Below are 20,716 nucleotides of genomic sequence, written 5' to 3'. Positions count from 1 at the left end.
ATGCAACAATTTCTAAAATGGACACTTGAGGAGATCCGCAAAGACGGTTCTATGATGAGCTGGATGGAAGAGAAGAGGTTCGAATGGGTTCCTCTTGCCGCTTCCATGCTCAAAAATCTTCTGGATGGCCATACGTTTATTGTGATCACCGATGATGATCGCGCGTGGTTTTCGCACTATATGCTCAGAGCCATCAACAATCACCACAAAAATAGACCGATTTTGCCTTTTATTGCGTTGCAAACACTCTATCCTAACCTTTACCAAGTCAAAACGAAAGAAGACATCGAGCTTTTAGAAAACATGCTCTCCCAAGCTTTTCCGAGTGGTTACACGTTTTTTTATGTCGGTAAAAATAGCGATGTAAAGATGCAAATTGCCAAACGTAAAGACGATAGTTTTTTATGGATTATGGACGAACATGTTCAAAATAGTTTTTACCTTTTAAGCGATGACGATAGTTTAGATATTAAATTGATTCAACTCTTTAGACTTCTCGATAAAAGTATCGATGCCGTGCTTTTTGCCGAGGTTAACTTTGAAAACGAATGATGAAGGGGTTTTCAGCCATATTTTGATTTGTAAAAATGTGGAAAAAGCCAAAGAGAGTCTGCATGAAACGTATGCCAAAGAGCGTCACCTATTTTTCATCAAAGATGAGTTTCTCATCGATGATGCCAAAGAGGTGATCAAAGAGGCGTATATCGCCGAATCTGAAAATAAATACCTTATTCTCATCGCCAAAGGATACCGCGTCGAGGCGCAAAATGCGCTTTTGAAAATCCTAGAAGAACCTCCTCGCCACATTGTTTTCATTGTCGTTGCCCCTTCTAAAACAGCTTTTTTGCCAACCGTTCGCTCACGCCTTCTTCAAAAAGAGCTCTTGATTGAACAAGAGGTGACGCACAGTGGACTCAACCTTGCGAAACTCGATCTAGGCGATATGTATCCGTTTATTCAAAAACACCAAAATGTTGAAAAAGGGCTGCTCAAAGAGTTGGTTCAAGCCATTGTGTATGAATCGATTCATGAGCATCATCTGCGTTTCAGTGAAAAAGAGCTGGAACATTTTGCAAAACTGTTGCATTTGGTGGAACTTAATACCAGAGCGCAAACGATTTTAACTTCTCTTTTGCTCTCCATTATGTTAAGAAAATACCGATGAAACTTTGTAAATTAAACGCTAACAGCGATGTTGCAGCGCTCTTTCACACTTTAGGTGTCACTCGTGAAGGAAGTACGATTTTAAAGCAAAAGGCGCATCACAATCTTATCTACATTAAAGATCTTAAAACACCTGCAGCCAATATTCTCAAACAAGATGCCTTGTCTATTGGCGCCGATCTTGCGGTGCCTAAAGATACGATTACATGTAAAACAGCTTTGGTCGATGCGATCTTAATTGCCAATGATAAACAGCTGAAAGAGCTTGCGCGCAAAGAGAAAGCGCAACCCTTTGGACTCAAAGAGGTTGCTTTAAAATTGAATGAATTGTGCGTTACATGTAAGAATGATTTTGAGATTATGGGCGTTATTAACACGAATGAAGACAGCTTTTTTCAAGGCAGTCGTTTCAGTGGTGAAGCTGCACTCAAACACATCGAAACGATGATAGGTGAGGGTGCGAGTATCATCGATTTGGGTGGTGTTTCGAGTCGTCCGGGGAGCCTGAGCGTGAGTGAAATGGAAGAGCTTGCGCGCGTGAAGCCTATCATCGATCTGATTTACGAGCATAAACTGTTTGAAAAAGCACGTTTTTCGCTCGATAGCTATTCACCTTTGTGTTTGGAATATGCACTGCAACGTGGTTTTAGTATCGTTAACGACATTACCGCTCTTGCCAATGATGATGTGGCACGTGTTGCGGCAAAGTACGATGCAACCGTCATTTTGATGCACATGCAAGGTGAACCTTTGAGCATGCAACAAGAGCCTCAGTATGACAATGTTCTCATTGAAGTGGATGCTTTTTTTGAAGAGCGTATTGCGAAGGCAAAAAGCTTTGGTATTTTCAAGATCGTTCTTGATGTGGGCATTGGGTTTGGAAAAAATTTAGAGCACAATTTAACACTTCTGAAACACCATGAACACTTTTTGCATTTTGGCTATCCATTACTTTTTGGAGCCAGTCGAAAATCGATGATCGACAAAATCATCCCTACGCCCATTTCTGAGCGTTTAGCGGGTACTTTAGCCCTTCATCTTAAGGCGTATGAACACGGTGCCACAATACTGCGCGTTCATGACGTTAAAGAGCATCTGCAAGCACTGAGTGTTTTGCGGGCTCTCAATCAAACAACCTTTTAGGACTTTTTTTGGAAAAAATTATCGATCTTTTAAACCGTATCAGCGAGCTTTACGCTATTCCTCAATGGGTTGTCAACAGTGGCGCCATTGCGATTTGTATTATTTTACTTGCCTTCCCTTTTGTTGCTCGCGTCTTGATGCGCCCCAAATATTTTAGATTTCGCGAACTCATTTTATTTAAAGTGTTGTGGCGTTGGAAGTATAAAAAAGGCGATGTCATCGGCCTTTGGTGTTATTGTCCTAAGTGTCAAAGCATGTTAATGGTGGATGATGAAAATTGCCGCTCAGAAGAGACCTTACAGCATAAAATCACCTTTTTTGTCTGCCCAACCTGTGGCGGTCATGAGCTTGGTCGTGTGGTTGGCGGCGATAGGCGTTATGTCTTAAGCTTGGTCAGGCGTGATATTTGGAGGCATATTCGAGAGGGAACGTACAATGAGGTTGCAACGGCCACCAAAGAGGCGTTGGACATCTACGCACAACTTGAAGAGGCCAAAGAACAAGATGAAAGCGACGTTTCAGCTGTTTTAGAGCAGACGACGGATGCGCTTAGTGAAACCGTCGTACCTGAGCCTGCTTTGCCTGAAGAACAAGAGGCAATAGCTTTACATGTAAACGAATCTGAAGGCGTCGAAACGGTGATACCAGCACCTGAAGAGGTAAGCAGTAGCATTGAGACCGAGGAGATCAAAAAAAGTGGAATTTGAATTTTATTATTACGTGATCTTCTTGCTGACAGGGCTTGTGGCGGGGTTTATTGATGCGATTGCAGGCGGAGGTGGCATTATTACGATTCCAGTCCTTTTAGCTTCTGGTATGCCCCCACACATCGCGCTTGCGACCAATAAACTTCAAGGTACGTTTGGGAGTGGTATGGCTTCGATTAACTTCATCCGCAAAGGTTTTATCACGTGGTCGGAAGTGATGATCGGGGTTATCTATACGTTCATTGGTGCGGCGCTTGGAACCTATGCGATTTTGCTCATGGATGCGAGCATTTTGGCGAAGATTATTCCTGCCATGCTTGTGGGGATTTTTATCTACACGCTGTTATCGCCTAAAATGGGAGAAAACGATCGCCATGCCTATCTTGGCAACCATCTCTTTTTCTTGATTTTTGGTATAGGACTTGGCTTTTACGATGGTTTTTTTGGACCAGGAACAGGAACTTTTTGGACGATTGCGCTTGTGACACTGCTTGGATTCAATCTTAAAAAAGCAACCGCACAAACCAAAGTGATGAATTTTACGAGTAATATTGTCTCTTTAGCCGTTTTTCTCTGGAGTGGTAATGTGCTTATTTTAGTAGGGTTGCTGATGGGCTTTGGGCAGATTATCGGAGCGTACATAGGATCTAATATGGTCATTAAAAAAGAGGTGAAGTTTATCCGTACCTTTTTCCTCACGATGGTGGGGCTGACCCTTTTAAAACTTATTTACAGCAGTTACATCGCATGAATCACGAAGAGTATTTAGCCAAAATCGAGCGTGCCAACGCGTGGGCAAAAGCCTATTACGTCGATGATGCGCCGCTTGCGAGTGATGAAGAGTACGACACACTTTACCATGAAATTTTAAACTACGAGAATGAAAATCCACTCTTTGCCGATGAGCACAGTCCCACAAAACGTGTGGGTGGCATGGTGCTAGAGGGCTTTAATAAAGCAGAACACAAAGCGCGCATGTGGAGCATGGAAGATGTGTTTAATGAAGCGGATCTTGATGCATGGATCGAACGTGTTAAGAAAGTCAAAGAGAATTTTACTTTTTACTGCGAACCAAAATTTGATGGTGCGAGTCTGAACCTCATTTATGAAAATGGTATGTTAAAGCAGGCGATTACAAGAGGTGATGGAAGCATTGGCGAAGATGTAACTGAAAATGTTAAGACCATCGGCTCTATTCCTTTACGCATCAACTATCAAGAACCCATTGAAATTCGTGGCGAAGTGGTCATCAAAAAAGCAGACTTTGAAAGACTCAACACTGATCGTTTAAGCGCAGGTGAGGCGTTGTTTGCAAATCCACGCAATGCTGCAGCAGGAAGCCTCAGGCAGCTCGATACGAGCATTACGGCAAAGCGTAAACTGATGTTTTACCCATGGGGCATTGGGATTAATAGCTTAACACAGAGTTTTTTGAGTCAAAAAATGAGCTTTGTCTACAGCCTTGGTTTTTTACAACCACCTCGTATCGTCGTAACGCAAAGCGTGGATGATGTGCATACCCTCTACGCAGAACTCATTGCTAAGCGTGATGAGATCGAGATGATGATGGATGGTATGGTTGTTAAGGTCGACGATGTGAGCTTGCAAGAAGAGCTTGGTTATACCGTCAAATACCCCAAATGGATGGTCGCGTTTAAATTTCCTGCGATTGAGAAAGTAACACGACTTAAAGATATTACGCTGCAAGTGGGCAGAACAGGCGTGGTAACACCTGTGGCGGAAGTGGAAGCAGTCAATATCGAAGGCGTCATCGTAGAGCGAGCAACACTGCACAATTTTGATGAGATCGAGCGTAAAGACATACGCATCGGCGATAGCGTCATTATCATTCGCAGTGGTGATGTGATTCCTAAAATTATTAAGGTTTTAACGGAGCGACGTGATGGAAGTGAAAAAGTCGTTGAGCGACCGCTCAATTGCCCTGTGTGTGGCAGTGAGCTTTTGGACGATGGCGCACTGATTAAATGTCAAAATCTCTCCTGCGATGCGCGGGTCGTGGGGGCGATTATTCACTTTGCGTCTAAAAAAGCGCTCAATATTGACGGGCTTGGCGATAAAATCGTTGAGCAACTTTACGCGCAAAAACTCGTTTTACATGTAAAAGATCTCTATACCTTGAATAGTGAGCAACTCCTCGCATTGGAGGGCTTTAAAGCGAAAAAAGCAGACAACCTTTTAGCGGCAATTGAGCAGAGCAAAGGGGTGAGTTTAGAGAAGTTCATCAACGCGCTTGGTATTGAACATATCGGTGAAGTGGCGGCTAAAAAGATCGCGCGTGCGTTTGGGTTGGAGTGGTTGGAAGCAAATTACGAGCAGATCATCGCCCTTGAAGGCTTTGGCGAAGAGATGGCGAAGAGTTTAGTTGAGTTTATCCATGTCAACAAAGCCGAAACGTATGAGCTGATGGCAGTGCTTCAGCCTATCGCTTCAAAACTAGAGATAACCGAGTCTGTTTTTACGGGCAAAACGGTGGTGCTTACAGGCTCAATGAGCCAACCACGCGATGAGATAAAAGTGATGTTAGAGAAATTGGGTGCAAAAGTGAGTGGAAGTGTCTCTAAAAAGACCGATTTTGTCATTTATGGCGAAGAAGCAGGCAGTAAGTTAGCTAAAGCCTTAGAACTGGGTGTCAAGACACTGAGTGAAAGTGAATTAAACGGGATGATAAAATGAGACTGGATAGTTATCTGTTTGAAAAAGGGTTCGCCCAAAGTCGCAATAAAGCGGCGGAATTAATTAAAGAGGGAAGTGTTTGGCTCAACGGCAAAGTAGAGCGTAAGAGCTCTGTGGAGATTGGGGAGAATGACACGGTTGACGTGACAAAAATGGCGCAATATGTCAGTCGTGCGGGGCTTAAACTGCGTGGATTTATCAATGAATTAGGGTTACATGTAAAGGGTCTTGATGTTCTTGACATTGGCAGTAGTACGGGTGGTTTTGTGCAGGTGTGGCTGGAAGAAGATGTCAAAAGTGTAACCGCAGTAGATGTAGGAAGTGAGCAGCTTCACCCCTCATTAAAAGTCGATTCTCGCATTATTTTGCATGAAAATAGCGATATCCGACTTTTTAAGCCTGAACGAACCTACGATATGGTCAGTTGCGATGTTTCGTTTATTGGGATTGGAGCACTTATCGACGTAATCGATACGTTAGCAAATTGTGCTATTATCATCTTGTTTAAGCCCCAATTTGAAGTGGGCAAAGATGTCAAGCGCTCCACTAAAGGAGTCGTTAAAGATGGCTCGGCTATTATGCGCGCACATTATCAGTTTGAGGCACTTGCCGTTACGCTTGGATGGACATTGATCGACAAAAGAGAATCGCTTATAAAAGGAAAAGAGGGGAATGTTGAGACGTTCTACTATTTTAAAAAAAGAGAGTGTTGACACCCTTGCCATCGGAAGTTTTGATGGCATTCATGTAGGGCACAGACAGCTTATCAACCATTTAGGATCTCACGGGGCACTTTTTGTCATCGACAAAGACCAAGCAAACCTAACCCCTGGGATTAAGCGTAGCGAATATGCGGGCTATCCGTGTATGTTTTTTCATTTTCTCAAAGTAAAACACCTCAGTGGCGCTGAGTTTGTCAACCTTTTAAAAAAAGAGTTTCCCCATCTTAAAAAGATTGTTGTTGGCTATGATTTTTGTTTTGGAAAACATCGCTCTTGCACGGCGAAAGATCTTAAAACGTTTTTTGATGGTGACGTGGTGATTGTTGAAGAGTTTAGCTACCAAGGCAATTCCGTGCATTCAAGCTTGATTCGCACCTACTTACAAGAGGGGCGTTTAGAAGAGGCGAACCGTTTTTTAGGGCGTGAATATGCCATAACAGGCGATGTTGTCACGGGGCAAGGGCTTGGTAAAACAGAGCTTGTACCAACTCTGAATCTTAAAGTTTTGGAGTATCTCATTCCCCATCAAGGCGTTTATGCGACACGTACGCGCATTGCGCAAACAATTTACGATTCGGTTTCATTTATTGGGGTGAGAGAGAGTACCGATGGGTCATTTTCCATTGAGACGCATATTTTAGACGCGACACTTCCGCAAATTCATGGCGCCGTTGAGCTCTTTTTTGTAGCGTTTTTGCGCGATAATCAAAAATTTAACAGCTTAAGTGAACTTAAATCTCACATTGAACACGATTGCGAGGAAGCTCGAAAATACCTTGGAACCTGTAGAGTCTATTTGAGAGATTTTTTGTAGTTATACATCTTCGTATCGGCCTCTTCGAGCACTTTTTTAAAGCTATCTTTGGCTTTAAAAGAGGCTACACCAAATGAAAAATCGATGTAAAAGAGCTCGGTATTATGCTTAAACGGTGTTTTGAGTAGGTTTTGATTGACTGTATGTAAAATTTTATGTATTTCGTCTTCGTCATGCTGTTCGCTTAAGATGATAAACTCATCGCCTGCAAAACGAATCGCTGTCGTATTGGGTACCTTCATAAGCACTTTTCCAATAACATGTAAGACTTTATCGCCAATGATATGACCAAATTGATCGTTGACCTCCTTAAAGTGATTGAGGTCGACAAAGGCTAAATGCCCACTGCTTTTAAAGTGATCGTCTTTGAGAAACTTTTCAAAAAGCCACCTTCGATTGTACAAGCGCGTCAAATCATCAATGTAAAGCTCTTCTAGCAACGAGGCGATGCGTGTCTCTAACTCAACCATATTGTCTTCAATAAATTGAAGTGCCATATTGTCTTTATTGGTGATGGCAATTTTGGCATTCATCACATTTTCTTTGAGCGCTGAGGCTGAGCGCTCGGTCTCGTTTTGAATCAGTTGAATTTTGCGAAGCGCGTAGAACATGGCGGCTTCTTTGTCAATGTCACTGAGTTTAATGCCAAGATCTTTGGCTTTGCTGTAGAAAATGTCGCGGTAAATTTCAGGCAAAACAATTTCAAGGTTGCGTATCTCTTTAATCGTTAAATCGGTAAGCTCTTGCAGTTGTTTGTTCATTGTAAAACCTGTTTGAAAGTAGTAACAGTATAAGAAGTGAATGCTTAATAGTAACTAATATTTTGATATAATCGCGAAGAATTTTAAGAGACTTCTTGTAAAACTGGTTTTACAAGAAGAAAAAGCACCAAAGGTGCGTGGGCATTCTGCCGAAGAAAACGCAGTGTTAACGTAGTCTTTAGAGCTTTGCTTTAAAGACGTGCAAGGAGTTCTGAAAAACTCTAAGGAATGGAAGCATATTTTAATGGATAAAGTATTTACAAAACCAATTACCAAGCAATTTGAGTTTGACGAGGATGTCGCGGTCGTTTTTGACGACATGTTAGAGCGCTCCATCCCTTTTTACAAAGAGGTCATTGCGCTTACATGTAAAACGATTTGTCATCATGTAAAAGAGGGCGCACACATTGTTGACCTTGGGTGTTCAACTGCCAATACACTGCTGGCTTTGCATAAAAAAAGCGATAAAAGCTATCACCTCTTAGGCATCGATAATGCGGAAGCGATGTTGCATCTTGCCCGCCAAAAGGTGCATGCGTATGGAGCAAATATAGATCTAGAACACGCAGATATCACCCAGGTAGAGCTTACATGTAAAGATGTCATTATTGCCAACTACATGCTCCAATTCATTCGCCCTCTGCAACGTGCTGAATTTGTTGCTAAGCTGTATGATGCGCTCAATCCGAATGGTCTTTTTATTTTTAGTGAGAAGATTGTGTTTGAAGATAAGGTTCTTAATAAAGAGATGATCGATCTCTACTATGATTTTAAACGTGAACAAGGCTACAGTGACTTTGAAATCGCGCAAAAAAGAGAAGCGTTAGAGAATGTTTTGATTCCTTACACCGAAGATGAGAACAAAGCAATGCTGAAAAATGCAGGGTTTGAGACGATCGAAGTTATTTTTAAATGGGGAAATTTCGCGACATTTATCGCTAAAAAAAAGGTGTAGAGAGATTCTCTACACTTAGGCTTTATGGAAAAGTTTAGGGTTTTTGTTGCGGATGTATTCAATGACTTCAATGACCTCTTCAAAGCCCATCTCGCTGTCTTCATCTTCGTCTTCAAAGACTTCATCAAGCCCTTTTAGGTAAAGATCGATTGCCTTAGGCAGATCTTCTTTTTGAACGCCTGCGAAGAAGAGGGCAGCGCCTAACATGTCAGCCAACTGCATCGCCATCTCTTCGACTTCAATCTCGGCTCGCTCTAACTCTTTTTTAAGGTCCTTGGCTTCCATGATTATCCTTTATTGGTGATGATGCTCATCACTTGTGATTTGATAGTATCATAGATAAAAGCATCTTTGAAATTGCTGAGAAGTCCACCGCTTGCATTGTGATGACCGCCACCATTGGCAATGTGTGCTGCCATCTTGCTGACATCGACTTTGCCGTTGGAACGCAGGCTGATAGTCTTTTTCGAGGTGATGTCCATAAAGAAGTCCAAATCGGGATTTGCCGTTAAAAAGTCATTGCCAATGACCGATACATTACCGATGTTATAGGTGAGAATGCCCTTGTACTCTTTGTAGCTAATCTGCATTTTGTCTCTATTTTGGGTCAATAAAATAACATTATAAGCGGAGACGAGATTGCTCAGTGTATCGTTTTTGCTGGTTGTGAAAAATGACTTTTTAATTCCGTGTATTGCATCGTCTAAAGCGATATGTGCCTCTTTACATGTAAAGTACTCTTGTGCTTTATTAAGCAGGGCAAAAATGTATTTGCTGTTCTCTTCAGGGAACATGATCTTATTGACCTCTCTAGCGCCACTGACAAGCCCCATACAGACTTTTCCTAATTCAAACTCAGGTTTATCCTCAAGCCAAATATCGACGGCATTGACGACGTCTACATAATGACTTAGTTTTTCATCTTTACCATACAAGGCGCTGAAGAAGTCATACGTAATTTTGGTAGCACAACGGCTTGAATCAAGATAATACCACTCAAAAGCATCCGCGCACTCTTGACCTGTTTTGTGATGGTCGAGTACAAACATCATAATCTCTTTGTCGCAAATGCTCACTTTGGATTCAAACTCTTTGGCTTGATCCATCGTAAGGTTTAAATCGGTGATAAGAATGACATGTTTTTGAAGCTCTGAGCTTTGAATCGTGGCTAAAATTTGGTTGAAACACTCGTTGATCTCTTTGCCGTAATTGGAGTTATAAAATCGGATCGAATCAAAATAGTGCGCACTCACCATCTGGCAGCTATAGCCATCTAAATCCGTGTGTGAGAGGTGGTGTAACGTGTAGTTCATAAAAATCCTTAATGCTGAATGGTTTAGTTTATAAGATGAGCTTAGAGTTTTTCAATCTCTATAGAGCCCATCACTTCAAATTTGGAGCTTGAATCGATCTCTGCGTGAGAGAGTACCACGATGTCGAGTCCAAATTTCTCAAAAATATCTGAGAGCGGTTTGCGTAAAAGTGGATCAACGATGATGACAACCGGTGCAATGCCCTTGTGAAGAAGTTTGGATGCTTCATCGCTGCTGGCTTTAACAAGCGTGTTAATTTGCCCGATGTTGAGCACCAAATCACGCACGCCATCGCGTTCTCTGAGTGAATCTAAAAGCTTTTGTTCGGTTCCTGCATTAAAGGTCAGAAGCTTTAGGACACCGTTGTCGTCTTTATACTGCTTGGTAATAACACGTGAAAGTTTGGCCCGTACCTGCTCCACAATAATCGAGACATTTTTGGTCACTTCGGCCACATCGCTGATCGTCTCAACAATGGTGAGAAGGTCTTTAATCGGAATTTTCTCACGAAGCAATGCTTTAAGGACTTTTTGAATGAGCCCCACATTGGCAACTTTGAGACAATCGGTCACCACGACAGGATAATCTTTTTGGAGTTTATCAATCAGGCTTTGAACCTCTTGGCGTGTGAGAAGCTCTTCGGCGTATTTTTTAATGAGTTCACTTAGGTGCGTTGAAATTACTGTGGCTGGATCAACCGTTGTGTAACCTTTAATAATCGCATCTTCTTTGGCACTCGCCTCAATCCAAATGGCATCAAGCCCAAACGCAGGCTCTTTGGTAGGAATACCTTGGACTTTATCGATGGTAAGTCCACTGTCCATCGCCATAAATTTATCAGGATAAATCTCGCCATTGCCGATCTCAATGCCTTTAAGCAAGAGTTGGTAATGATTGGGCGTAAGGTGTAAATTATCACGAATCCTCACTTGTGGAATCAAATAACCAAAATCAGACGCAATTTTACGACGCATGCTCTTAACCCTATCCAAAAGGTCTCCCCCTTGTGCAGGATCGGCAAGTTTGATGAGTTGGTAGCCCAAATCAAGTTCCAAAATTTCGAGTTTAAGAATGTCATTAAGGGTCGTTTCTTCTTCTTTACGTAGCTCTTCAGGCGTCTTTTTAGGCGCTTGAGCACCTTGTGCTTTAGTGTCCGCTTCTTGTTTGGCTTTTTGCATCGCAAGAGGGGTTGAGGCAAAGAACTTTTGGAAGGAAAAACTGCCATCATTGGTCTGTTTAACAAGGTATCCAAGCCCTAGGAAAATGAGTCCAACAAACATTAATGAGAGTGTGGGAAGTCCTGGAACCAGCGCAAAAAGAACCAAAATGAAGCCTACGATGAGCAGGGTTTTATGCTCACCAAAGAGTTGATCCATCGCACCATCAGAGAAACTCACATCATCTGCTTTATTGGCACGCGTAATCAAAATACCTGTTGCTGTAGACGTAATCAAGGCAGGAAGTTGCGAAACCAAACCATCACCAATGGTCAAAATAGTATAGGTTTCAGCGCTCATTCCAAGATCAAGCCCGTGTTGGAATGCACCAATAAGAAAACCACCAATAATGTTAATAATCGTGATGATGATACCAGCAACGGCATCACCCTTAACAAACTTACTCGAACCGTCCATCGCACCGTAAAAGTTTGCTTCTTGAATGATCTCTTCACGACGTTTACGCGCGGTTTTTTCATCAATCAAACCTGCATTAAGATCGGCGTCAATTGCCATCTGTTTACCCGGCATCGCATCGAGTGTAAAACGTGCTGCAACCTCTGCTACCCTCGTGGAACCTTTGGTAATAACCATAAAGTTAATTAAGACGAGAATCGTAAAGACAACAACACCGATAACATAATTGCCGCCGACAACAAATTGTCCAAAACTAGAGACAATTTCACTGACTGCATCAGGTCCTAAATGCCCGTTGGTCAAAATCATCCTCGTGGTCGCAATATTCAGTGAGAGCCTAAAGAGTGTGATGATCAAAATAAGTGTCGGAAACGTTGAAAGATCCGTGGGCTTTGGGATATAAAGCGAAATCAGAATGATCAAAACTGAAATAGAGAGCGAAATAACCAAGAAAAAATCGAGTATAGCACTGGGAAGTGGAACGATAATAATCGCCAAAATAGAGACGATAAAAACAACAACTGTAAGATCTTTTGCTTTGACAATAGGCTCTAAATAAGGAATGATCCTTGATAGAAGCGCATTTTGATTTTTAGCCAATCAACACCCTTAAATTTCAATAATATCTTTAAGTGTCATAGTATCTAAAAATAGATCAATTTTTGTTTGAAGCTTATTGAGAATAGGCCAAACACGACAATATGTTCCCTTGCCACTGGGGCATTTTTGGGTCGAAGGTGAGCATTCAAAAACCATCGTTTGCTTTTTCTCAGCACACTCTACGATCATTTTCAACGTAAGTTCTTCGGGTTTTTTTGATAGTAGAAAACCGCCATGAGCCCCCTTAAAAGAGCTTAAAATGTTCTCTTTGGCTAACGCTTGAAGGATTTTGGCTAAAAAGCTTTTCGAAATACCGAGTTGGCTGGAGAGTGTATCGACATCTTGTGGGGTATTTTTTGAGAAATAAGAATTAATGATAGCAATGCATATTCACTGGCTTTGGTTAATAGCATGAGTTTTCCTCAAATATTCTAGGTTAAATAAGAGAAATATTGTACTAAATAAACGTTATATTTAGCTTTAATTACGAAGATAATTCCTAAAGGCTGGAGAGACTTGAAGTTGCGCTAAGAGGCTCTTTGCAAAGATAAACGATACGGCTGAACGTAGAGATAGACAATTTTACTTTTTTTAGCTACAATTCCAAGCTTTTGTATAAAAGCAAAAAATCAAATACCAATCAGGAGGTCATTATGGCTTTAGGTTCGGCGGAAAAACAAGTAATTGTTAGTCAGTTTGGCAGAAAAGAGGGAGACACAGGTTCTCCAGAGGTACAAATCGCGCTTCTTTCTAAAAGAATTGTTGATTTAACAGGACATCTTCAGAGTAATAAAAAAGATCACTCTTCAAGATTAGGACTTCTTAAACTCGTTGGTCAACGTAAACGATTGATGAAATATCTTAAACGTACAGATTTTGTGACTTACAGCAAAATCATCAAAGAGCTTTCTATTAGAGATAATAAAAAATAGTCAGTGCTTTACATGTAGGATGGAAATTCCGTCCTACACCTCTTTTTCTCTTCCTTTCATCCCCTTTTTTCTTTTACATATAAATATCTTTAGCTTCTCCTTTTTCATACATTACTTTCACAGTCATTCTTTTCTGTTTTTTATATTTATACGAAAAACCGTATAAATATAAACACTAAATGAGTAAAATACTTAAATAAAAGTAGTTTTTAACAAAATAATGTGTTAAAAACGTAGTAAAACGTTATTTTTTAGATATAATAACTTATAAAAACATCGTATTTATGTATAATTAAACCAGCCTTAGCTAGAATCCTATACATGAAAACAAACGATATTTTTAATCTCCTTCATAATGCTGTTGAGTCTAAATTTTTAGGCAAGAAGATTTCTCAGCGTGAGATGGCAGATAAATTGGGTGTATCGATGCGAACGTATCAAGACTGGAAACTTGGTAATTCTCAGCCACAAGCCGCATCCGCTATTTTTAAAATGCTTGGAGAGTTAGATGAAGGCGATGCTCTTCGTCTGATTCAACGCATATCACATGAACTAAAGGATGAAAAATGAGTACGTTGTCCCAAAATGAAAGACAAGCTTTAAATGACATCTTTACTGCCATTACGGAAAAAGAGACCTTCTTTTCCAAGCTCAAAGAGAGTAAAGGTGAGATCAAACACTTTTTAAAACTCCTTATTATGCGCAATAGAAAACGACTCAAACATCCTATTCGCTAATCGTTCTTTCCTCTTTTCCTTCTTCTAAAGCACTACTCCTATGCCCTGTTATATCACCTTTTTCTTTACATGTAAACTTGCACGTATTCTCTTTTTGCCCATTACTTGACAACATTACACTCAATGTTGTATAATTTTCCAAGCAATTAAACATGAAGAGTGCTAAAAATGAAAAAACCTTCGAAGCAAGAGTTGATTTTAGATGCCATCATCCAAACTTATCTGAAATCACGAATGCCTATCGGCTCCTCCGAATTACAGATGAAGATGACCCTTGGTATATCGCCATCGACCATACGCATTTACTTTAAAAAGCTCTCGGATGTAGGCTCACTTGAGCAGTTGCATGTAAGCGGTGGACGGGTTCCAACGCACCAAGCGTTGATGGGCTATTGGCAAGAAAAACTCGACCTCACACAGCCTTTAGCGATCAAAAATATCGATAAAATCAAACGCTCGACCCATGAACACAACCTTTTTTGCATTGTTGAAAAAACAGCCAATACCCCTTTTAAAGAGTTGGTAACGGTGCAAAATCGCTTTTTGATTTTAGTGTTTGATGAGCACGAGGTCGTTTTAAAATTTAATGCCAAAGTGGAGCAATTTTTACAACGCCTTGTTGGGTGCCAAATGCGTGAACTCAAAGACATTTCAGCGCAAGTTGGGTTGTATGAGTTGCACGAAAAACTCTCCGCCATTTTCTCGCAAGCACCGATTTTAAGAGAAGGCGAGAAAGAGATGTATTCCATTGCACACGAGCTCCAAAATGAGGCGTTTATCCAACGGTTTCAAACGCTTCATTTTGTAGAATCTATGTTAGATGGACTCTACTTTGATGGTTTTGTTCCGCAAGGATGCATGGCAATCAAACAAAAAGCTCAGCTTAAAGATGAAGACACAACGGTAGATCTTTTCTGTTTTGGTCGCATCGAGAGTGATTTTGAAGACTTTTTTAATCAAGTTAAGGAGTAAAATGTGGATGAAAAACTAAAAGAGGAACAGAGTGTCTCTGATGTTTCTGCAGAGATAGTTCCTGAGTGTTCTGAAAATGATGAAGAGCTCGTGTGTGAGTGCGAGCAAAAAAGTGAACTTGAAGAGCTCCAATCCAAAGTGGCGGAACTTGAAGATCGGTATTTACGAGCCAACGCTGATTTTGACAATATGAAACGACGTTTGGAAAAAGAGAAAATGCAAGCGATTTCTTATGCGCACGAAGTCTTTGCACGCGATCTTTTACCTGTCATTGACTCTTTGGAGATGGCAATTCTTGCAGGAAGTAACACGGAGATTGAAAGTGGTGAGCTTCTTGGTAAGGTCAAAGAGGGTTTAGGGTTAACTATTGAGCAGTTTAGAAAAGCTTTTGAAAAACATGGTGTTGAATTAGTTGCAATTGATGGAACATTTGATCCAAACTTCCATGAAGCCATTATGCAATTAGAGAGTGAAGAGAAAAATAGTGGTGAGATTTTGCAGGTTTTTCAAAAGGGCTACAAAATCAAAGAGCGCATTTTAAGACCAGCAATGGTCAGTATCGTAAAATAAATTAAAGTAAAAGGATAAAAAATGGGAAAAGTTATAGGAATTGATCTAGGAACGACAAATTCATGTGTCTCTGTATACGAGCGCGGTGAGAGCAAAGTTATACCAAATAAAGAGGGTAAAAATACAACACCTTCTGTCGTTGCATTTACCGATAAAGAAGAGGTTTTAGTCGGTGATACGGCGAAACGTCAAGCGGTTACCAACCCAAAAAGAACCATCTATTCTATTAAAAGAATTATGGGTCTTATGAGCAACGAAGACAAAGCAAACGAAGCTAAAAAACGTCTTCCGTATGCGGTTGTTGATAGAAATGGTGCCTGCGCGATTGAAATTGATGGTAAAGTCTATACGCCACAAGAGATCAGCGCAAAAGTGTTGATGAAACTTAAAGAAGATGCGGAAGCGTATCTTGGTGAAGAGGTAACAGATGCAGTTATTACCGTGCCTGCATACTTTAACGATAGCCAAAGAAAAGCGACCAAAGAAGCTGGTACGATCGCGGGCTTAAACGTTCTTCGTATTATCAACGAGCCAACAGCCGCGGCTTTGTCTTATGGTCTAGATAAAAAAGAGGCTGAAAAAATCGTTGTTTACGACTTGGGTGGTGGAACATTTGACGTTACCGTTCTTGAGACAGGTGATAATGTTGTTGAAGTTTTAGCAACCGGTGGCGACGCTTTCTTAGGTGGTGATGATTTCGATAACAGACTGATCGACTGGTTGGTTGCAGAGTTTAAAAATGACAATGGCATCGATCTTAAATCAGATGTTATGGCACTTCAAAGACTTAAAGAAGCGGCTGAAAATGCGAAAAAAGAGCTCTCTTCTTCGAATGAGACAGAGGTAAACTTACCGTTTATCACTGCGGATGCAACGGGTCCAAAACACTTGGTTAAAAAACTCACACGTGCAAAATTTGAGTCAATGATCGAAGATTTAGTCGCTCTTACGATTAAAAAAATCAAAGAAGTTGTGAATGATTCTGACCTTAAAAAAGGCGAAATCAAAGAGATCGTAATGGTTGGTGGATCAACGCGTGTTCCTTTAGTTCAACAAAAAGTAAAAGAGTTTTTCGAGAAAGAGCTTAACAAATCTGTGAACCCTGATGAAGTTGTAGCGATTGGTGCTGCGATTCAAGGCGCGGTTATCAAGGGTGACGTAAAAGACATTCTTCTTCTAGACGTTACGCCTCTAAGCCTTGGTATCGAGACTTTGGGTGGCGTTATGACTAAGCTTATTGAGAAAGGCACAACGATCCCTGTTAAAAAATCTCAAGTTTTCTCAACTGCGGAAGATAACCAACCTGCCGTTACGATTCATGCCCTTCAAGGTGAGCGTGAGTTTGCTAGAGATAATAAATCACTAGGACAGTTCAATCTTGAGAGTATTCCACCAGCACCTCGTGGTGTTCCACAAATTGAAGTTGCATTTGACATCGATGCAAATGGTATCTTGACGGTTTCGGCTAAAGACAAAGCAACAGGTAAAGTTCAAGAGATCAAAATCTCTGGTAGTTCAGGACTAGATGATGCTGAAATCGAGAAAATGGTGAAAGATGCTGAGCTTCACAAAGAAGAAGACAAAAAACGAAAAGATGCTGTAGATGCTAGAAATCAAGCCGATGCGCTTGCTCACCAAACAGAAAAATCGTTAGGTGAAATGGGTGATGCGATTAGCGCTGAAGAAAAAGCAAAAATCGAAGCAGAGCTTAAAGCGCTTAAAGAAGTGCTTACCAATGAGAGTGCAAGCAAAGAAGAGATTGATGCGAAAGTCAAATCTTTGAGTGAAGCAAGTCATAAACTCGCGGAAGCAATGTACAAAAAAGATCAAGGTGAAGCGGGTGCTGCTGGTGGTGAAAAACCAAAAGCTAAAAAAGATGACGATGTCATCGATGCTGAAGTAGAGTAAAAAACGCTTAATGACCTAGCCGCTTGGGCTAGGTCACCTTCTTACATGTAACGTTTATCCGTTTAGGTGTGAAAGATTTTCACTCGGTAAGCTCTTCTCCATAATTTCAATCTCCTGTTTTGCGGTACGAATAATGTCCTCATCCATCTGAAGGTGTTTTTTCTTGATTTTCTCAGGGTACTCAACATTTTTTAAGATGTATTTAATTGTATTGAGGCGTGCTCTTTTTTTATCGTCTGAGAGGACGATAGTCCATGGAGCGCGAGGGTTATTGGAGGCTAAGAGCATCGAGTATTTTGCTACAGTGTATTGGTCCCACAACTCTTGTGATTTTTCATCCACGGGAGAGAGTTTGAACTGTTTGAGTGGGTCAGTTTTACGCTCATGAAATCGTTTGGCTTGTTCCTCTTTGCCCACAGAAAAGTAAAATTTAAAAAGTATAATGTCAGAATTGACCAACATGGTTTCAAATTTAGGCACTTCTCGTAGAAATTCTTTATGTTCTTCTTGACTGCAAAAGCCCATCACAGGCTCAACACCCGCTCGGTTATACCATGAACGATCAAAAAGAACGATCTCTCCAGCGGAAGGTAAATGTGCCGTATAGCGTTGAAAATACCACTGAGAGCGTTCGGTGTCAGAGGGTTTGGAAAGGGCTACAATGCGCGCACCCCTTGGATTGAGATGCTCTGTAATACGTTTGATGGTTCCACCTTTACCCGCAGCGTCACGCCCTTCGATAAGAATGAGCACCTTTAGCCCTTTATCTTTCACATGGTTTTGAAATTTTAGCAGCTCAATTTGAAGATTCTTAAGCTCTTTTTCATACTTTAGTTCACTTTTTTTAACCCAAATTTGTACTTTGTCGTTTTTCTCTTTTGAAACCACAAGCTCCTCATTTTGTAAGACAATCTTCTCTTTTTTCTTTTTGCCCACTGCCCGCTCCTGTTTTACATGTAAAAGTATAATACTCCAAAAATCGTTGTAATTTAAAAAACATTTAGTCTTCTTCGCTACAATAAAGAAAAATTTTACCAAAGGTGATTTTGTGCAACATACGATACGCTTTTTCTCTCTATTTTTTCTCCTCGTGGTCACACTTTTTGCTGTTGAAAAGCCCAAACTCTTAACGCCGGAAGAGGCTTTTAATGTCACCGCAACCCACAGTAACCAAGGTGTTATGATCAATGTTACGTTGGGTGAGAAAATTTATCTTTACGATGACAAAATTAGCTTAGAGCTGACTCAACCTAAAACGCTTGATATGACACAATGGGTCGAACGCCCCAAAGCAGAGTATTTTCACGATACCCTAACGCAACGTAAATCTTTTGAGCTTTTTGTGCCTCAAAGTTTACTCGACAATGAGGTCAAAAAAGGTAGTTTTACGCTCCGTTTTTCGTATCAAGGCTGTTCTGAGATGGGCATTTGCTATCAGCCCATGACTAAAGAGTTTACGTTTAAACTCAAAGGGGGCAGCGCTACGCCACTTTCCGAACAAGATACGATTGCGCAAAGTTTTATGAGTGGTAATAGTGCGCTAGTACTGCTCAGTTTCTTTGGATTTGGACTTTTGCTCTCTTTAACACCATGTGTTTTTCCAATGATCCCCATTTTGTCTTCCATCATCGTCTCACAACCGAGCGTCTCAATGAATGCCAAAAAAGGATTTTGGCTCTCCTTAGTGTATGTGCTTGCGATGTCGTTGGCGTATACGATAGCAGGGGTTCTAGCGGCACTTTTTGGTGCAAACCTTCAAGCTTCGATGCAAAATCCTTGGATCATTGGTGTTTTTAGTGCCATCTTTGTGCTTTTAGCGCTTTCGATGTTTGGGTTTTATGAGCTTAAGATGCCAAGCTTCATTCAAAATAGAATCAATAAAAAAACAGGCGAAGCGCAAGCCCAAGGTGTTTTTGGCATTGCGGTGATGGGCTTTTTATCGGCATTGATCGTAGGACCTTGTGTCGCAGCTCCGCTTGCAGGTGCGCTCATTTACATCGGACAAAGTGGCGATGCTCTTTTGGGTGGAAGCGCACTGTTTGTGATGAGTTTGGGTATGGGCGTTCCACTTCTGCTCATTGGCACAACGGCGGGGCGTTATATGCCTCGTCCTGGTATGTGGATGCAAAATATTACCGCTTTTTTTGGTGTGATGCTTCTTGGCGTTGCCATTTGGATGCTCTCACGCATCATTCCTTCTTTTGTGAGTATGTCTTTGTGGGCAGTGCTGATCATCAGTAGTTCGATCTATTTTGGTGCGTTGGAGTCTTTTAGCGAGCAGACCAAAGGGTGGCAAAAAGTGCTCAAAAGCATTTTGTTTATGGCGCTTGTGTATGGTGTGGCACTTTTGGTTGGCTTTTTAAGCGGTGCTACCAATCCATTAGCGCCTTTTGAGAAGTTTACGGCAAAAGAGGGTGTTAGCGCCTCCACTTCTTCGACACTGTTTACAAAGATAAAAACGATTGAAGAGCTCAATCTTGCGTTAAAAAATGCCGAAAAACCTGTGATGTTGGACTTTTATGCAGACTGGTGCGTGAACTGTGTTGAGTTTGAGCAGTTTACCTTTAGCGATGCTCGGGTCAAAGCAAAGCTTGAAAAATTCACGCTTTTAAAAGCGGATGTGACCAAAAATAGCGATGACGATAAAGCACTGCAAAAAGCCTTTACGATTTACGGACCTCCTGCCATTTTGTTTTTTAAAGAGGGCAAAGAGGTAAGTGAACTTCGTTTAGCGGGATTTAAAAATGCCGATGAATTTTTGGCGCATTTAGAAAAAGTAGGGATGTAAATGAAGGTTATACTGATTGTTGATGTAGAAGGTTTGAATGAAAAAGGGGTGTTTGAAAAGCATCTTAAAAAAGAGGGATTTACACCGATTGAGGGTGAAGTGTTTGCGTACGAGGGCAATACAACAACGCATCTGTTTAGTACACGGGCGTTTATCTTGGAAGTGGTCGAAAAAGGGCTTAAAAAGTCAGGATTTCTTACATGTAAGATCATGTTTCAAGTGGGTGAAAACGAGATGGAAGCCTATCTTTTCAATCACGAAAACGATACGTTCGAGCAGGTTACGCTTTAAGAAAAAGGGGT

The 20,716-nt window shown here is 41.1% G+C and carries 22 protein-coding genes and 1 pseudogene; 17 read left to right on the top strand and 6 right to left on the bottom strand.

The features are described from left to right. The 8 genes from SMUL_RS09735 to SMUL_RS09700 are packed head-to-tail and all read left to right on the top strand — an operon-like array spanning nt 1 to nt 7,244. Nucleotides 1-552 carry a HobA family DNA replication regulator gene (locus SMUL_RS09735; protein ID WP_025345080.1) on the top strand — a complete coding sequence of 184 codons (552 nt, stop codon included), beginning with the start codon at nt 1-3 and terminating at the stop codon, nt 550-552. Then, nucleotides 539-1,165 (top strand): DNA polymerase III subunit delta', encoded by a 627-nt coding sequence (locus SMUL_RS09730; RefSeq protein ID WP_025345079.1) that lies wholly within the window; start codon nt 539-541, stop codon nt 1,163-1,165. Before SMUL_RS09735 ends, SMUL_RS09730 begins: the two co-directional genes overlap by 14 nt. Continuing rightward, entirely contained in the window at nt 1,162-2,307 is a 1,146-nt protein-coding gene (gene folP / locus SMUL_RS09725; RefSeq protein WP_025345078.1) for a dihydropteroate synthase, read from the top strand. The genes SMUL_RS09730 and folP overlap by 4 nt, the downstream gene beginning before the upstream one ends. An 8-nt stretch (nt 2,308-2,315) precedes the next feature. Next, nucleotides 2,316-3,014, top strand: a complete 699-nt coding sequence (locus SMUL_RS09720; RefSeq protein ID WP_025345077.1) for a hypothetical protein — start codon at nt 2,316-2,318, stop codon at nt 3,012-3,014. Continuing rightward, nucleotides 3,004-3,765: a TSUP family transporter gene (locus tag SMUL_RS09715; protein ID WP_025345076.1), complete on the top strand. Its 762-nt coding sequence runs from the start codon at nt 3,004-3,006 to the stop codon at nt 3,763-3,765. The genes SMUL_RS09720 and SMUL_RS09715 overlap by 11 nt, the downstream gene beginning before the upstream one ends. Continuing rightward, nucleotides 3,762-5,708, top strand: a complete 1,947-nt coding sequence (gene ligA / locus SMUL_RS09710; protein ID WP_025345075.1) for an NAD-dependent DNA ligase LigA — start codon at nt 3,762-3,764, stop codon at nt 5,706-5,708. The genes SMUL_RS09715 and ligA overlap by 4 nt, the downstream gene beginning before the upstream one ends. After that, on the top strand, nt 5,705-6,421 hold the full coding sequence (gene tlyA / locus SMUL_RS09705; RefSeq protein WP_025345074.1) for a 23S rRNA (cytidine-2'-O)-methyltransferase TlyA: 717 nt from the start codon (nt 5,705-5,707) through the stop codon (nt 6,419-6,421). Before ligA ends, tlyA begins: the two co-directional genes overlap by 4 nt. Next, the gene (locus SMUL_RS09700; RefSeq protein ID WP_025345073.1) at nt 6,381-7,244 is read left to right on the top strand and encodes a bifunctional riboflavin kinase/FAD synthetase; all 864 of its coding nucleotides are present in this window, start codon (nt 6,381-6,383) and stop codon (nt 7,242-7,244) included. Before tlyA ends, SMUL_RS09700 begins: the two co-directional genes overlap by 41 nt. Here the strand turns inward: SMUL_RS09700 and SMUL_RS16680 are convergent. Then, complete coding sequence (locus tag SMUL_RS16680) at nt 7,223-8,005, bottom strand: GGDEF domain-containing protein (protein WP_025345072.1); 783 nt, start codon at nt 8,003-8,005, stop codon at nt 7,223-7,225. The two genes, SMUL_RS09700 and SMUL_RS16680, sit on opposite strands and share 22 nt — an antisense overlap. 244 nt (nt 8,006-8,249) lie before the next feature. On the opposite strand from SMUL_RS16680, the gene cmoA reads away from it, so the two are divergent. Further along, nucleotides 8,250-8,960: a carboxy-S-adenosyl-L-methionine synthase CmoA gene (gene cmoA / locus SMUL_RS09690; RefSeq protein ID WP_025345071.1), complete on the top strand. Its 711-nt coding sequence runs from the start codon at nt 8,250-8,252 to the stop codon at nt 8,958-8,960. Nucleotides 8,961-8,975: 15 nt separating this feature from the next. Here the strand turns inward: cmoA and SMUL_RS09685 are convergent, their stop codons facing one another. The 4 genes and pseudogenes from SMUL_RS09685 to SMUL_RS09670 all read right to left on the bottom strand — a co-directional run bounded on the left by SMUL_RS09685 (nt 8,976) and on the right by SMUL_RS09670 (nt 12,920). Continuing rightward, nucleotides 8,976-9,245 (bottom strand): hypothetical protein, encoded by a 270-nt coding sequence (locus SMUL_RS09685; RefSeq protein WP_025345070.1) that lies wholly within the window; start codon nt 9,243-9,245, stop codon nt 8,976-8,978. A 2-nt stretch (nt 9,246-9,247) separates the two neighbouring features. After that, nucleotides 9,248-10,273: a DHH family phosphoesterase gene (locus tag SMUL_RS09680; protein WP_025345069.1), complete on the bottom strand. Its 1,026-nt coding sequence runs from the start codon at nt 10,271-10,273 to the stop codon at nt 9,248-9,250. Between the two features lie 41 nt (nt 10,274-10,314). After that, nucleotides 10,315-12,507 (bottom strand): flagellar biosynthesis protein FlhA, encoded by a 2,193-nt coding sequence (gene flhA, locus SMUL_RS09675; RefSeq protein WP_025345068.1) that lies wholly within the window; start codon nt 12,505-12,507, stop codon nt 10,315-10,317. Between the two features lie 9 nt (nt 12,508-12,516). After that, nucleotides 12,517-12,920: pseudogene (locus SMUL_RS09670) on the bottom strand (RrF2 family transcriptional regulator). Between the two features lie 240 nt (nt 12,921-13,160). On the opposite strand from SMUL_RS09670, the gene rpsO reads away from it, so the two are divergent. From rpsO to dnaK, 6 genes are all read left to right on the top strand, one after another. Further along, nucleotides 13,161-13,439 carry a 30S ribosomal protein S15 gene (rpsO, locus tag SMUL_RS09665; protein ID WP_025345067.1) on the top strand — a complete coding sequence of 93 codons (279 nt, stop codon included), beginning with the start codon at nt 13,161-13,163 and terminating at the stop codon, nt 13,437-13,439. 321 nt (nt 13,440-13,760) lie between these two features. After that, nucleotides 13,761-14,009, top strand: coding sequence for a helix-turn-helix domain-containing protein (locus tag SMUL_RS09660; protein ID WP_025345066.1), 249 nt, complete (start codon nt 13,761-13,763; stop codon nt 14,007-14,009). Next, nucleotides 14,006-14,176 (top strand): hypothetical protein, encoded by a 171-nt coding sequence (locus tag SMUL_RS17255; RefSeq protein ID WP_169730525.1) that lies wholly within the window; start codon nt 14,006-14,008, stop codon nt 14,174-14,176. The genes SMUL_RS09660 and SMUL_RS17255 overlap by 4 nt, the downstream gene beginning before the upstream one ends. A gap of 168 nt (nt 14,177-14,344) precedes the next feature. Continuing rightward, the gene (locus tag SMUL_RS09655) at nt 14,345-15,148 is read left to right on the top strand and encodes an HrcA family transcriptional regulator (RefSeq protein WP_025345065.1); all 804 of its coding nucleotides are present in this window, start codon (nt 14,345-14,347) and stop codon (nt 15,146-15,148) included. Between the two features lie 3 nt (nt 15,149-15,151). After that, complete coding sequence (grpE, locus tag SMUL_RS09650; RefSeq protein WP_025345064.1) at nt 15,152-15,718, top strand: nucleotide exchange factor GrpE; 567 nt, start codon at nt 15,152-15,154, stop codon at nt 15,716-15,718. A gap of 21 nt (nt 15,719-15,739) precedes the next feature. Next, nucleotides 15,740-17,626: a molecular chaperone DnaK gene (gene dnaK / locus SMUL_RS09645; RefSeq protein ID WP_025345063.1), complete on the top strand. Its 1,887-nt coding sequence runs from the start codon at nt 15,740-15,742 to the stop codon at nt 17,624-17,626. A gap of 54 nt (nt 17,627-17,680) precedes the next feature. Here dnaK and ppk2 read toward each other — a convergent pair whose 3' ends face one another. After that, complete coding sequence (gene ppk2 / locus SMUL_RS09640) at nt 17,681-18,514, bottom strand: polyphosphate kinase 2 (RefSeq protein ID WP_148295330.1); 834 nt, start codon at nt 18,512-18,514, stop codon at nt 17,681-17,683. A 160-nt stretch (nt 18,515-18,674) separates the two neighbouring features. Here ppk2 and dsbD point away from each other — a divergent pair, with 160 nt between their 5' ends. Both dsbD and SMUL_RS09630 read left to right on the top strand, forming a co-directional pair. Further along, nucleotides 18,675-20,414 (top strand): protein-disulfide reductase DsbD, encoded by a 1,740-nt coding sequence (dsbD, locus tag SMUL_RS09635; protein ID WP_084613115.1) that lies wholly within the window; start codon nt 18,675-18,677, stop codon nt 20,412-20,414. Then, nucleotides 20,415-20,705: a hypothetical protein gene (locus tag SMUL_RS09630; protein ID WP_038533272.1), complete on the top strand. Its 291-nt coding sequence runs from the start codon at nt 20,415-20,417 to the stop codon at nt 20,703-20,705. It abuts the gene before it with no gap. The last annotated feature ends 11 nt before the right edge of the window (nt 20,706-20,716 follow it).

It is taken from the genome of Sulfurospirillum multivorans DSM 12446, assembly GCF_000568815.1.
GTDB classification, from domain to species: domain Bacteria; phylum Campylobacterota; class Campylobacteria; order Campylobacterales; family Sulfurospirillaceae; genus Sulfurospirillum; species Sulfurospirillum multivorans.
Note: the sequence above shows the minus strand (reverse complement) of the source record. Positions and strands in the feature narration are given on the sequence as shown.